General features: G+C 64.0%; 13 protein-coding genes. 2 read left to right on the top strand and 11 right to left on the bottom strand.

What is annotated here, in order from left to right:
- Positions 1-65: 65 nt before the first annotated feature.
- The 5 genes from PVT67_RS00875 to PVT67_RS00855 are packed head-to-tail and all read right to left on the bottom strand — an operon-like array spanning position 66 to position 3,742.
- Complete coding sequence (locus PVT67_RS00875; RefSeq protein ID WP_301496849.1) at positions 66-677, bottom strand: SCO family protein; 612 nt, start codon at positions 675-677, stop codon at positions 66-68.
- Positions 674-1,567 carry a heme o synthase gene (gene cyoE / locus PVT67_RS00870; RefSeq protein ID WP_301496847.1) on the bottom strand — a complete coding sequence of 298 codons (894 nt, stop codon included), beginning with the start codon at positions 1,565-1,567 and terminating at the stop codon, positions 674-676. Before cyoE ends, PVT67_RS00875 begins: the two co-directional genes overlap by 4 nt.
- The gene (locus PVT67_RS00865) at positions 1,564-2,547 is read right to left on the bottom strand and encodes a COX15/CtaA family protein (RefSeq protein ID WP_301496845.1); all 984 of its coding nucleotides are present in this window, start codon (positions 2,545-2,547) and stop codon (positions 1,564-1,566) included. The genes cyoE and PVT67_RS00865 overlap by 4 nt, the downstream gene beginning before the upstream one ends.
- A gap of 5 nt (positions 2,548-2,552) precedes the next feature.
- Positions 2,553-3,077: a hypothetical protein gene (locus PVT67_RS00860; RefSeq protein WP_301496843.1), complete on the bottom strand. Its 525-nt coding sequence runs from the start codon at positions 3,075-3,077 to the stop codon at positions 2,553-2,555.
- Positions 3,074-3,742 (bottom strand): SURF1 family protein, encoded by a 669-nt coding sequence (locus PVT67_RS00855; protein WP_301496841.1) that lies wholly within the window; start codon positions 3,740-3,742, stop codon positions 3,074-3,076. The genes PVT67_RS00860 and PVT67_RS00855 overlap by 4 nt, the downstream gene beginning before the upstream one ends.
- Positions 3,743-3,760: 18 nt before the next feature.
- Between PVT67_RS00855 and PVT67_RS00850 the strand changes: the two genes are divergently transcribed.
- Positions 3,761-3,967 (top strand): DUF2909 family protein, encoded by a 207-nt coding sequence (locus PVT67_RS00850; RefSeq protein WP_301496839.1) that lies wholly within the window; start codon positions 3,761-3,763, stop codon positions 3,965-3,967.
- A 46-nt stretch (positions 3,968-4,013) separates the two neighbouring features.
- Here PVT67_RS00850 and PVT67_RS00845 read toward each other — a convergent pair whose 3' ends face one another.
- From PVT67_RS00845 to yvcK, 6 genes are all read right to left on the bottom strand, one after another.
- Positions 4,014-4,886 (bottom strand): cytochrome c oxidase subunit 3, encoded by an 873-nt coding sequence (locus PVT67_RS00845; RefSeq protein WP_301496837.1) that lies wholly within the window; start codon positions 4,884-4,886, stop codon positions 4,014-4,016.
- Complete coding sequence (locus PVT67_RS00840; RefSeq protein WP_301496835.1) at positions 4,883-5,419, bottom strand: cytochrome c oxidase assembly protein; 537 nt, start codon at positions 5,417-5,419, stop codon at positions 4,883-4,885. Before PVT67_RS00840 ends, PVT67_RS00845 begins: the two co-directional genes overlap by 4 nt.
- On the bottom strand, positions 5,419-7,032 hold the full coding sequence (ctaD, locus tag PVT67_RS00835) for a cytochrome c oxidase subunit I (protein WP_336407790.1): 1,614 nt from the start codon (positions 7,030-7,032) through the stop codon (positions 5,419-5,421). The genes PVT67_RS00840 and ctaD overlap by 1 nt, the downstream gene beginning before the upstream one ends.
- Positions 7,033-7,040: 8 nt before the next feature.
- Positions 7,041-8,183 (bottom strand): cytochrome c oxidase subunit II, encoded by a 1,143-nt coding sequence (gene coxB, locus PVT67_RS00830; protein ID WP_336407789.1) that lies wholly within the window; start codon positions 8,181-8,183, stop codon positions 7,041-7,043.
- Positions 8,184-8,484: 301 nt separating this feature from the next.
- Positions 8,485-9,102 (bottom strand): transcriptional repressor LexA, encoded by a 618-nt coding sequence (gene lexA, locus PVT67_RS00825; RefSeq protein WP_301496833.1) that lies wholly within the window; start codon positions 9,100-9,102, stop codon positions 8,485-8,487.
- A gap of 118 nt (positions 9,103-9,220) precedes the next feature.
- Complete coding sequence (gene yvcK, locus PVT67_RS00820; protein WP_301496830.1) at positions 9,221-10,141, bottom strand: uridine diphosphate-N-acetylglucosamine-binding protein YvcK; 921 nt, start codon at positions 10,139-10,141, stop codon at positions 9,221-9,223.
- 122 nt (positions 10,142-10,263) lie between these two features.
- Between yvcK and plsB the strand changes: the two genes are divergently transcribed.
- Positions 10,264-12,726, top strand: a complete 2,463-nt coding sequence (gene plsB / locus PVT67_RS00815; protein ID WP_301496828.1) for a glycerol-3-phosphate 1-O-acyltransferase PlsB — start codon at positions 10,264-10,266, stop codon at positions 12,724-12,726.
- Positions 12,727-12,763: the final 37 nt, after the last annotated feature.

The raw sequence follows: 12,763 nt of genomic DNA, 5'->3' as shown, positions 1-12,763 counted from the left end.
AAGGGCGCTTGGGGTCAGGCAAGAGCAGGCCAGAAGGCCAGGGCTGGAAAACTGAAACCGGCGCCCTAGGAACGGGCGTCGGCGATCACCTCGAAGTCGCTGAGCAGCTGCTTGGTATCAACTAAAGGCAGCCGGCCAGACGCCGGCCTGAACATCGCTTCTATGGCGCCGTCCGGGTTCACCAGCACCAGGTCGGCCGAGTGGCCGACACTGCCGTCCTCGTCGTACTGGTACATCAGCCCCAGCTGGCGGCTCAGGGGGAAGAGCTGGTCCTGGCCGCCGCGCACGGCAATGAACTCGGGCCCAAAGAAGCGGATGTAGTCCTTGAGGCGGGCCTGGGTGTCGCGCTTGGGGTCGGCGGTGAGGAAGATCACCTGCACCGGCTGCTCGCTCTCCGCTTCCAGCTTGGGGTAGACGGCGGACAGCCGGCTCAGGGTGGCGGGGCAGATGTCGGGGCAGGAGGTATAGCCCAGGAACACCAGGCTCCACTTGCCCTTGAGGTTGGCCTGGGTAAAGGCCTTGCCGTCCTGGTCGCTGAGCTTGAAGGGGGCCAGGGGCCTGGGTTGGGGATACCAGAGGGCCTGCACCTGGGGCGGCTGGGACAGCCAGAAATAGAGCCCCAGGCCCACGCAAAGAAAAAGGGCCGCCACCAGGCTCCACATGGCCTTGACTTTCATCTACCCACTCCATGGTCAATCAGCAACAACAGGAACAATAACATGAGTTGCCAGATGCTGACCCTGAAGGTGCGCATGGCCTGGCCTTCCCTGTCTCGCCACTTGAGCAGGGCGGCGTGCCAGAGGAACCAGGTCCCCAGCACCAGGGCACCCGCCAGGTAGAGCAGGCCCGCCAGGCCGGTGAGGTACGGCAACAACAGCACCGCCAGCAGCAGCACCGTGTAGAGCAGTATGCAGGTCTTGGTGAAATCCACCCCATGGGTCACCGGCAGCATGGGAATGCCGGCGCGCTGGTAGTCGGCCCGCCGCGCTATGGCCAGGGCCCAGAAATGGGGCGGCGTCCAGGTGAAGATGATCATCACCAGCAGCCAGGCGTCGCCATGCAGGCTACCTGTCACCGCCGTCCAGCCCAGCAGCGGCGGCGCCGCCCCGGCCAGGCCACCGATGACGATGTTCTGGGGGGTGGCCCGCTTCAGAAAGACGGTATAGAGGACGGCGTAGCCCAGCATGGCGAGAAAGGTCAGCAGAGCCGTCAGTGGGTTCACCAGCAAGGCCAGCTGCGCCAGCCCCAGCACCGCCAGCAGGGCAGCGAAAGCCAAAGCCCTGGTGGTGCTGACCCTGCCCCTGGCCACCGGCCTCATGTAGGTGCGGGCCATCTTGAGGTCGATGCGCTGGTCCAGCACATGGTTGATGGCTGCCGCCGCCGCCGACACCAGCCCTATGCCACAAAGGCCGTTGAGCACAGTCCAGAGCGGCGGCCAACCGGGGCTCGCCAACACCATGCCCACCAAGGCGGTGAGCAGCAGCAGCGCAACCACCCTGGGCTTGGTCAGCTCCAGGTAGTCCCGCCAGGCCAGGCCCTGCCGCCAGATCAGGCTGAGGCTGTTCATGCTTTGCGCCAGAGGCCGTAGTTGAGGGTGACCAGGCTGAGCAGCAGCACCAGGGCCGTGAGGTTATGGGCCAGGGCCACCCCCAGGGGCAACATCAGGGTGACGTTGGCGATGCCGAGGCCCAGTTGCACCAGCAGCAGCGTCAGCAGCAACCAGCCCAGCTGCTTGAAGGTCCTGGATTGGGCGCCGCGCAGCAACTGTACCGCCAGGGCCGACACCAACAGGGCCGTGACCAGGGCCCAGAACCTGTGGGTCACCTGTATGGTCATACGTGCCTCGTAGCCCAGCACCCCGTACTGGTAGTTTTCGGCAGGCGGCGACAAGGGGTTGAAGGCCTCCAGGGGATGCAGGTGGTTCCACCACTGGCCCTCGCAGACCGGCAACTGGGTACAGGCCAGGGCCGCGTAGTTGCTGGAAGTCCAACCGCCAAGGGCTACCTGCAGCACCACGGCCACCAGCACCAGGCCGGCCAGGCCCCGGTAGCGGCGCAGCGCCCTCTCCCCGCCCGGCACCCGCCAGCCCGACAGCCTCAGCCCCATCAGCCACAGCAGCGCCAGGGTGGTGAAGCCTCCCAGCAGGTGGCCCATGACGATGGCGGGCCTCAGACTCATGGTCACAGTCCACATGCCAAGGGCCGCCTGGAACACCACCATGGCCAGCAGGGCCAGGGCCAGGCCCCTTTGCCGAGCCCGTTGCCAGCAGGCCAGGCTGAACAAGCCGAAGATGCAGAGCCCCAGGGTGCCGGCGAAGTAGCGGTGCACCATCTCGTTCCAGGCCTTGTGGGCCTCGATGGGCCGGCCGGGATAGGCCGTGGGGGCCTCGGCGTTGGCCAGGTGGTGGACGGCGCTCGGCACCGTCAGCTGGCCATAGCAGCCGGGCCAGTCCGGGCAACCCAGGCCGGCGTCGGTGAGCCGGGTGTAAGCCCCCAGGGCTATGACCCCGAAGGCCAGCACTATCCCTATCCAGGTCAATGTCTTCATGGCCGTCATCCTATCTGGGACTGCTTGAGCAGCTTCTTGAGATCGGTGAGCATGTCCTTGCCCAGCAGCAGGCTCTCGGCCCGCACCGCCCTGGGCTGGTAGCGCAGCATCACGAAACCGCGGGGGTCGGCGATGTAGATCCGGTCGCCGGAAAGGGGGACTGTGGCCGCCAGCCGCCGGAAATTTAAGGCGGGATAGGCCGCCTCCAGCCCGTCTGGCCAGGGAGCCTGGGCCAGCACCAGGGGCTGGACCCTGGCCATTTCCTTGCCCAGCGCCAGGTGGGCCTGGCCCAGGATGTAGAGGCTCTCGCGGCAGGCGGCGCCACATTGGGCCGGCATCACGTAGACCAGGCGCCAGTGGTGGTCGTCCGCAAACAGGGCCTGGGCGGAGAGCGGCGGGCTGAGCAGCTCGCCCTTGTTGGTGGTGGGTCCGCCCTTGAGCCAGCCCTGCATGAAGGCCAGTTGGGCCAGGGCTATGGGCAGGATGAACAGGGCCAGGAAGCCCAGCAGCAGGCGTTTTTCACGGGTCACGGCGCCCTCCTTTGCTTGCGTAGCCAGAAACCGAACACCACCACCAGGGCCAGGGCCATCAGCGCCCATTGCACGGCATAGGCCCGGTGTTTTTCCGGCGGCATCACCACCGGGGCCCAGTGGGGTACCAGGCCGTCGGCGCCCTGCCCCAGGTTCAGCACCACCGGCAGCAGTTTGAGTTTGAGGGCAGGGGCCAGGTCAGCCGGCAGGGGCTCCTGGATACGCCAGGCCCCCTTGATGGCTTCAGGGCTGTTGGCCCCCAGCAGCAGGCCGCGCTCCGGCAGCCGCAGGTGGCCAAGCAGCAGCGCTTCGCCCGAGGCCAGGGGCAAGGTCGGCAGCTGGTCGCGGTGCTCGGGGGCCGCCAGGAAGCCCCTGTCCACCAGCAGTGTGCCCTCGTCGGTTTCAAAAGGCTGCAGCAGGTCGTAGCCCACCTTGGCGCCCAGGGTGCGGTTGTCCCAGAGCACCGCCTGGGGCAGCCAGCGGCCGCGCACCCTCACCGGCCAGTCGTTGGGTTCGGCCTGGTTCAGGGCCTCGGCCAGGCTGAGCTGGGGGCGGCTCACCATCAGCGCCAGGCGGGCTTCCTTCTCCCCGGCCCGCTGCCATTGCCACCAGGCCAGCTTGCAGAAAAGCCCCAGCAGGGCCATTGTGATTAACCAAGGCACCACCAACCTCACCTTGCCTCCATGCTGATAAAGCTTCTGATCGTCCTGCTGCTGGCCGTCGTCATCTTCAACCTGTTCCGGGCACTCTTTTCCATGCTGCGCCAGGGGGAAGAGGGGCAGATGAGCAAACACCTGGGCCGGCGGCTGTTGTTCTCCGCCCTGGTGCTGGCCCTGATCATCCTGCTGCTGGTGACCGGCGTCATAGTCCCCCACCACAGGCCCTACTAAGGGGTCTTGCTGCTCCTGCACCGCCACGGCTTCCCCTCCCCGCCCTTCAGAGCACGTAGACGAAGGTGAAGAGGCAGAGCCAGACCACGTCCACGAAGTGCCAGTACCAACTGGCCGCCATGAAGCCGAAATGCTTGTGGGGGCTGAAGTGCCCCTTGAGGATCCGCAGCCACATGATGGTCAGCATCAGGGTGCCAAGGGTCACGTGCAGGCCGTGGAAGCCGGTGAGCATGAAGAAGGTGTTGCCGTAGATGCCGGCGTTGAGCTTCAGCCCCATTTCCGTATAGGCGTGGATATATTCGTGGCCCTGCATGTAGAGGAAGCTGGCCCCCAGCACTATGGTCAGTCCCAACCACAGCTTGAGGGCCAGGCGCTGGTTCTTCTCCAGCGAGATGTGGGCCAGGTGCACGGTAACGGAGGAGCTCAGCAGGATCAGGGTGTTGATAAGGGGTATGCCCTGCCAGGGCATGATCTCGGTGCTCTTGCCCCCAGGGGTGGTGGCCACGGGCCAGGTGCCGGAGAAATCGGGCCAGAGCAGTTCGTGGGTGAAGATGTTGTTGGAGGCCCCGCCCAGCCAGGGCACGGCGAAGATGCGGGCGTAGAAGAGGGCCCCGAAGAAGGCCCCGAAGAACATCACCTCTGAGAAGATGAACCAGCTCATGCCTTGGCGGAAAGACCTGTCCATCTGCGCCGAATAGAGGCCTTTCATGGACTCGTGGATGACGGTGCCGAACCAGCCGAAACACATCAGCACCAAGGTGGTGAAGCCGGCCAGCATCAACCAGCCGCCGAAGCCGTCCTTGCCCTGGGTGGCCTGGGGCACGTAGTGGCCGGCGCCGAAGGCGATCAGAAAGAGGCTCAAGGCACCCATGATGGGCCAGATGGAACTGGCCGGCACGTAATACCGTTCTTGGCTCATGTGTCCTTCCTCGCGCTGAGGTTGTAGAGGGTGTAGGAGAGGGTCAGGGTATCGATGTCCTTGGGCAGCTCAGGGTCCAGGAAGAACAACAGCTTCATCTCGGTCTGCTGCCCCGCCGCCAAGGTTTCCTGGTGAAAGCAGAAGCATTCGATCTTGTGGAAATACTTGGCCCCTATGCCGGGAGCCACCGAAGGTATGGCCTGGATGGTGACGGCCTTGTCGGCCAGGTTCTTGGCGAAGAAGTGCACCTGTTTGCGTTCACCGGGATGCACCACCACCTGGGTGACGTCGGGGTGGAACTGCCAGGGCAGGCCGTCCGTCACATAGGCCACGAACTGCACCGTCACCGTGCGGCTGTGGTCTTCGATGTCGTTGATGGGGGCCGCCACAGGACCCCCCGTCTTGCCGTTGATGCCGGTGACTTGGCAAAAGACGTTGTAGAGCGGCACCAGAGCGAAGGCGAAGCCGGACATCGCCACCACCAGCAGCACCAGCCGCTTGACCAGTTTGCTGTGGTCCTTTGCCTCGGCCATCAGTCCACCTCCGGCGGTTCCTGGAAGCTGTGGTAAGGGGGCGGGCTGGACAGTGTCCATTCCAGGCCATCGGCGCCGTCCCAGGGTTTGGCCGGTGCCGGCTTACCGCCGCGGATGCACTTGATCACCACCCACAGGAAGATCAGCTGGCTGGCGCCGAAGGCGAAGCCGCCGATGGACACCAGCTTGTTGAGGTCGGCGAACTGCAGGGCGTAATCGGGAATACGCCTCGGCATGCCCGCCAGCCCCAGGAAGTGCATGGGGAAGAAGAGCACGTTCACCGAGATCAGCGAGCACCAGAAATGGGCCTTGCCCAAGGTCTCGTCGAACATGTGCCCCGTCCACTTGGGTATCCAATAATAAGTGGCGGCCATGATCGAGAAGATGGCCCCCGTCACCAGCACGTAGTGGAAGTGGGCCACCACGAAGTAGGTGTCCTGGTACTGGAAGTCGGCCGGAGTCATGGCCAGCATCAGCCCCGAGAAGCCCCCTATGGTGAAGAGCACCAGGAAGGCCAGGGCGAACAGCATGGGCACCTCGAAGCTGATGGAGCCACGCCAGAGGGTCGCCACCCAGTTGAATACCTTCACCCCGGTCGGCACCGCTATCAGCATGGTGCAGTACATGAAGAACAGTTCGCCGAAGAGCGGCATGCCGGTGGTGAACATGTGGTGGGCCCAGACCACGAAGGACAGGCCGGCGATGCTGGAGGTGGCGTACACCATGCTTGAATAGCCGAACAGTTTCTTGCGGGCGAAGGTGGGCAGGATGGCGCTGATGATGCCGAAGCTCGGCAAGATCATGATGTAGACCTCGGGGTGCCCGAAGAACCAGAAGATGTGCTGGAACATCACGGGATCGCCGCCGCCGGCGGCGTTGAAGAAGTCGGTGCCGAAGTACTTGTCGGTGAGCACCATGGTCACGGCCCCGGCCAGCACCGGCATCACGGCGATCAGCAGGAAGGCGGTGATCAGCCAGGTCCAGACGAAGAGCGGCAGCTTCATCCACTTCATGCCCGGCGCCCGCAGGTTGAAGATGGTGACGATGATGTTCATGGCCCCCATGATGGAGCTGATCCCCATCAGGTGGACCGAGAACACGAACAGGGCAGTGGAGTCAGATGAATAGGTGGTGGACAGGGGCGCGTAGAAGGTCCAGCCGAAGGCCGGGCCACCCCCTTCCATGAAGAGGCTGGACAGCAGTATGGAAAAGGCGAAGGGCAGTATCCAGAAGCTCCAGTTGTTCATCCGCGGCAGGGCCATGTCCGGCGCCCCTATCATCATGGGGATCAACCAGTTGGCCAGGCCGACGAAGCCCGGCATCACGGCACCGAACACCATGATCAGGCCATGGACAGTGGTCATCTGGTTGAAGAACTGCGGCTCCACCAGCTGCAGCCCTGGCTCGAACAGCTCGGCACGGATCACCATGGCCATGGAGCCGCCGATCAGGAACATGATGAAGCTGAACCAGAGGTAGAGGGTGCCGATGTCCTTGTGGTTGGTGGTGGTCAGCCAGCGCATCACCCCCTTGGCGGGGCCGTGGTGAGCATGATCCTGGTGCTGTTCGTTGGCGCCGACGCCTTCGGCGTCCATTTCCCTTGTGACCTGCATGCTGCCTCCTACTTTTCCCCGCCTTGGATGAAGTTGTGCAGATCCGCTGCCTGCACCATGTCGCCCGTGTTGTTGCCCCAGGCGTTGCGCTCATAAGTGATGATGGCGGCCAGCTCCGACAGGCCCAACTGCTTGCCAAAGGCCTGCATGGCAGTGCCGGTGCGGCCGTTGAGGACCACCCTCATGTGCTCCTTGACGTCGCCCGTGGTGACGGGGCTGCCCTTGAGGGCCGGTATGGCGCCTGGCAGGCCTTCCCCTGTGGGCTGGTGGCACATGGCGCAGTGCCCTTCATAGAGCCGCTTGCCCTCGGTCATCAGCTCGTCCATGGACTTGTTCATGGCCAGCAGTTTCTGCTCTTCGGCCTTCTTGGCCTTGATGCGCTGGTCCTCGGCGGCCAGCCAGTGGTCGAAGTCGTCCGGTTTCTTGGCGATCACCACTATCGGCATGAAGCCGTGGCCCTTGCCGCACAGCTCGGCGCACTGGCCACGGTAGACGCCGGGCTCCTTGATGCGGGTCTGCACCTGGTTGATGAAGCCGGGGTTGGCGTCTTTCTTGATGGCGAAATCCGGTACCCACCAGGAATGGATCACGTCTTCGGAGGTGATGACGAAGCGGATGTTGCGGTCTGTGGGCAGCACCAGGGGCCTGTCAACCTCACGCAGGTAGTTCTGGTCCTTGGGCAAGCGGTTATGAGTCTGGTCATCTGTGGTGGCCAGCAGCGAGTAGAAACCCACGTCGGTGCCCAGGTACTGGTAATGCCATTTCCACTGGGAGCCGGTGATCTGCACCGTGAGATCCGCCTTGCCCGAACCGTCGTCGTCGCCGCTGACCAGCACCTGGGTGGCCGGTACCGCCATGGCGATAAGGATGAGGAAGGGAATGATAGTCCAGAGGATCTCCACCTTGGTGGACTCGTGGAATTCGGCGGCCTTGGCGCCCCGGGAGCGACGATGGCGGATCAGGCTGTAGAACATGACCCCGAACACCGCCAGGGCTATGGCACAGCAGATCCAGAAGATGGTCATGTGCAGGCCGTAGACCTGATGGCTGAAATCCGTGACCCCTTTGGTCATGTTGTAGTGGCTGGCCCAGGCGGGCCAGCAGAGGAACGCCGTGGCCAGCGCCCCTGATGCGAGATGACTCCTGCTCACACGCTTCTCCTCCGTCCATTTGCTTACCGCAAACGTCTGGAAAAGAGCCTTGCACAGTACGGCCAAGCTCTATGAAAGCTCTCCCCCGCCAACCCGCATCTACGTCATGAATACGGCTTTGCTTTCTGGATGCGGGGAGTACCCTTTCTGGTTGTTTTTTTGAACAACTTTTTTTCGCTACGTTAACACTTAACGAATTTCCGGCGATCCGTCCAGTCGCCGGCAAAGATAAAAATCAAAAGCGCCGCCCGGCGTGGTTTCCAGGTGGCGCTTTGGCTAAGTGCTTTAGCAGATTGGGAAATCAGAACTGGTTGTTGCGGATCACCCCGACCGCCAACCCTTCGATAGTCACAGGAGTTTCGCGCAGATCCACCAGTATGTCCTTGAAGTCGTCGTTTTCGGCGATCAGCCTCAACTGGTGGCCGTTTTGCTGCAGCCGCTTGACCGTGACCTCGTCCTCGACCCTGGCCACCACCACCTGGCCATTGCGGGCCTGGCTGGTGCTGTGCACGGCCAGCAGGTCACCGTCCATGATGCCGATCTTCTTCATGCTCTCGCCCTTCACCCGCAGCAGGAAATCGGCATGGGGATGGAAGAGAGCGGGATCCAGCTGGTAGTGGGACTCGATGTGCTGGGTGGCAAGGATGGGCTCGCCAGCCGCCACCTGGCCCACCAGGGGCAGGCCGGGCTCGTCGTTGGCACTCTCCTCTTCCAGCAGGCGGATGCCACGGGAGGTGCCGGCCAGTATTTCTATGACCCCTTTCTTGGCCAGGGCCTTGAGGTGTTCCTCGGCGGCGTTGGCCGATTTAAAGCCCAGCTGCTGGGCTATCTCTGCCCGGGTCGGTGGCATACCGCTGGCAGAGATGCGGTCTCGGATCAGATCCAGGATCTGTTGCTGGCGGGGAGTAAGGGGACGCATGGCTGCCTCAACTGGGTTTATTTACAGTAACTGTCAGTATATCCAGTTCCCTGGGGATGGCAAGGCGCCTGGCCTGCGGAAGGGTCGGCCCACAGCCCTTACAGAAAAATGCACAGACTTATCCACAACTGGCGAGGATCTTTTCCAGGCCGTCCGCCAGGGCACCCCTGTCGTGGCGGTAGAAGATCTGGTCGGAGGCCAGGGGTTGCTCGAGGCGGCGCACCCCGGCCGGCACGTTTTGCCAGTCAAGCCCTGGCGGGCAGAGCACCCAGTCCACCACCGGAAAGTCCAGCCGCTCATGAAGCCAGGCCAGGCGCGCACCGGCACTCAATTGACGTACCGGGCTCTGCTCCGGGGCCAGGTTTTCCACCCAGACCTTGAGGGCCTTGCTTTGGCGAAAAGCGGCGGCCAGATCCGGCAGCAGCAGCGGCGGCAACACAGAGGTGAGGAAGCTGCCCGGCCCCAAGATCAGCAGGTCCGCCTCGCGCACCGCATCCAAAGCCTCACGGGTGGCGGCCACCTGGGGGGAAAGGCTCAGCTGGCTGGGCATGGCCTTGAGGCCGTCCACCGACAGCTCTCCCAGGTGCCGGCGGCCGTCGGCCCCCAGGGCCAGCAGATCGGCCGGGCTCTCGGTCATGGGCAGAAGCCCGCATTTCACCCTCAGCACCTGGCGCACCAGGTTGATGGCCTCCACCGGCCGCACACAGAGGTCATCCAGGGCCAGCAGTATCAGGTTGCCGAGATTGTGGCCCTTGAGCTCGTCCTCACCGCCAAAGCGGTACTCGAAGAGGCGGCTGCCGGTGGAATCCTGGGTGATCAGCTGGTTCAGGCAGTTGCGCACGTCACCCCAGGCGATGCATTGGCGGCTCTGGCGCAACCGGCCCGTGGAGCCGCCGTTGTCTGTGGTGGTGACTATGCCGGTCAGGCGCGGACCGAGGAAGCTTAATGCTGAGAGGGTGCGGCCAAGGCCGTGGCCACCCCCCAGGGCAACGACACGTTCCAGGGCGGCCAGGTGCGGGCGATAGGGATGTTCGGTCATGCAGGGGCCAACAAAGGGATAGCCCCCTGAGGTTAACGCCCAGTCGTACAAGGTTGCAAAGACTTTGATGACGACTTCTGCTAAGCTAGCCGGCCGGCTAACTTTCACCGGGATCCCTATCCGTGCTGCCGAATTTTCTGTTAAAGGCCCTCAAGTGGCCCATCTCCCTCAGCGTCAAAAGCAAGCTGGTTCCGCAGGACCCCATCAAGGAACTGCAGTTGGACCCGGCCAAGCCCATCGTCTACGCCTTCAAGACTGCGTCCGCCTCGGACCTGCTGGCGGTGCGTCGGCTCTGCTTCCAACTGGGGTTGCCTGACCCGACCGAGCCCTTGCGCCTGAACGGCGAGATCCTGCCCCGCAGCCTCTTCCTGGACAGGCCAGTGGCACTGCTGACCCGCAGCCGCAAGTCAGGCAACTTCCGCACCGACCTGGCCAAGCTGTTGGACGCCCTGAACACCGATGAGCACCAGGAGATCCAGCTGCTGCCAATCTCCCTGTTCTGGGGCCGCCAGCCCGGCCACGAGAACCCCTCGCTGCTGGGCTCGATGCTGTCGGACTACGACTCCCCGTCCTGGCTCCGGAAGGCACTGATCATCGCCCGCTACGGCCGCGACAACTTCGTGCGTTTCGCCCGCCCCGTGTCCCTGCGCACCCTGCTGGCGGACAGGCCCAATGCCTCCCTCGACGAACTGGGCCACAAGCTGGCCAGGGTCGCCCGGGTGCATTTTTCCCGCCAGCGCCTGGTGATGACAGGCCCACGCCTACCCGACCGCGAGACCATGCTGGCGGCGCTCTTGAAGACAGAGCCCATGAAGCGGGCCATCGAAGACGAAGCCAAGGGCCGCAAGGAGGCCTACGGCCAGGCCGAGAAGCGCGCCGCCCAGTACCTGGACGAGATCGCCGCCAAGTTCTCCCCCGGCTTCGTACGCATCCTCGACCGGCTGCTGACCTGGATCTGGAACCGCATCTACAACGGCATCCAGGTCACCAACGCCGAGGTGGTGCGCCAGCTGGCCCATGACGGCCACGAGATCGTCTATGTGCCCTGCCATAGATCCCACATGGACTACCTGCTGCTGTCCTACGTCATCTACCAGCAGGGCATGGTGCCGCCCCACATCGCCGCCGGGGTCAACCTCAACTTCTTCCCGGCCGGCCCCATGTTCCGCCGCGGCGGCGCCTTCTTCATCCGCCGCAGCTTCAAGGGCAACAAGCTCTATTCCACCGTCTTCCGCGAGTACCTCTACAGCCTCTTCGAGAAGGGCTACGCGGTGGAATACTTCACCGAAGGTGGCCGTTCCCGCACCGGCCGGTTGTTGCCCCCCAAGACCGGCATGCTGGCCATGACGGTACAGAGCATGCTGCGCAAGGCCGAGCGGCCCATCACCCTGGTGCCCGTCTACATCGGCTACGAGCACGTGATGGAAGTGGGTTCCTACCTCAAGGAGCTGCGTGGCAACTCCAAGGAGAAGGAATCCGGCTGGCAGGCCTTCAAGTCCAGCATCCAGGCGTTGCGCCAGGACTTCGGCCAGGGCTTCGTCAACTTCGGCCAGCCCATACCCCTGACCCAGTACTTGGGCGAGCAGGTACCGGACTGGCGCCAGGCCTCAGAGAGCCCGGACGCCAAGCCCAGCTGGCTGACCCCCCTGGTCAACAAGCTGGGTGACGAGGTGCTGACCCGCATCAACGATGCGGCCGCCCTCAACGGCACCACCCTCACCGCCCTGGCCCTGCTGAGCGCCGAACACAGGGCCCTGACCCGGGAAGTGCTGGAGGCCCAGCTCGACCTGTTGCTGGCCCTGGCCAAGGCGGCCCCCTACTCGGCGCAGATGACGGTGCCGGAGCTGGACGGCAAGGCGCTGCTGGCCCAGACCCTCAAGGGCGACAAGTTCCTGGTCAGCCAGGACGGCCTGGGGGAACTGGTGAGCCTGGACGAGCACCGCGCCATCGCCATGACCTACTACCGCAACAACATACTGCACCTCTATGTGCTGCCGGCCCTGGTGGCCAAGCTGCTGCTGGGCCAGAGCTTCTCCAGCCAGCAGCTCAAGGACAAGGTGCGCGCCCTTTATCCGCTGCTGAAGGCCGAGCTGTTCATGGGCCTGGACGAGGCGCAACTGGACGCCTACCTGGACCAGATACTGGCCGGCCTGGCCGCCCAGGAGCTTATCAGCGGCGACGAAGCCGGCTGGCAGGCCATGGATGCGCGCCGGCCCGGCCACCGCAAACTGTGGCTGCTGGCAGGCGTCATCTCGGAGTCCCTGCAGCGTTACGCCATAGTGCTGACCTTGCTACGCAGCCCAGAGCCCCTGGGCCGCGCCGAGCTGGAGAGCCGCGCCCAGGCCGTGGCCGAACGCCTCTCCGCCCTCTACGGCATCAACGCCCCCGAGTTCTTCGACAAGAAGCTGATCGCCACCCTGATCGCCACCTTGCGGGAAGCCGACTTGGTGGAGCTGGGAGAACAGAGCGAACTGCTGCCCAACCAGGCCGCAGCCGAACTGGACGAGCTGGTACTGGGGATGCTGGACGCCGAGGTGGCAGACACCATCCGCAACCTCCTTTGCAAGGAAGGTTGCGCCCAATAAAAAAGGCCCGCAAGGGCCTTTTTTATTGGCGTCAGTG

The organism is Gallaecimonas kandeliae (assembly GCF_030450055.1).
In the GTDB taxonomy this organism is placed as follows: Bacteria; Pseudomonadota; Gammaproteobacteria; order Enterobacterales; family Gallaecimonadaceae; genus Gallaecimonas; species Gallaecimonas kandeliae.
The sequence above is the reverse complement of the archived record's forward strand: the minus strand, read 5'-3'. Positions and strand labels throughout refer to the sequence as shown.

Coding starts and splice junctions, on each gene's coding strand:
- ctaD (WP_336407790.1), bottom strand. CDS start 7,032: ATGCAGGTCACAAGGGAAATGGACGCCGAAGGCGTCGGCGCCAACGAA.
- lexA (WP_301496833.1), bottom strand. CDS start 9,102: ATGCGTCCCCTTACTCCCCGCCAGCAACAGATCCTGGATCTGATCCGA.
- PVT67_RS00840 (WP_301496835.1), bottom strand. CDS start 5,419: ATGGCCGAGGCAAAGGACCACAGCAAACTGGTCAAGCGGCTGGTGCTG.
- PVT67_RS00845 (WP_301496837.1), bottom strand. CDS start 4,886: ATGAGCCAAGAACGGTATTACGTGCCGGCCAGTTCCATCTGGCCCATC.
- yvcK (WP_301496830.1), bottom strand. CDS start 10,141: ATGACCGAACATCCCTATCGCCCGCACCTGGCCGCCCTGGAACGTGTC.
- PVT67_RS00850 (WP_301496839.1), top strand. CDS start 3,761: ATGCTGATAAAGCTTCTGATCGTCCTGCTGCTGGCCGTCGTCATCTTC.
- PVT67_RS00865 (WP_301496845.1), bottom strand. CDS start 2,547: ATGAAGACATTGACCTGGATAGGGATAGTGCTGGCCTTCGGGGTCATA.
- cyoE (WP_301496847.1), bottom strand. CDS start 1,567: ATGAACAGCCTCAGCCTGATCTGGCGGCAGGGCCTGGCCTGGCGGGAC.
- PVT67_RS00875 (WP_301496849.1), bottom strand. CDS start 677: ATGAAAGTCAAGGCCATGTGGAGCCTGGTGGCGGCCCTTTTTCTTTGC.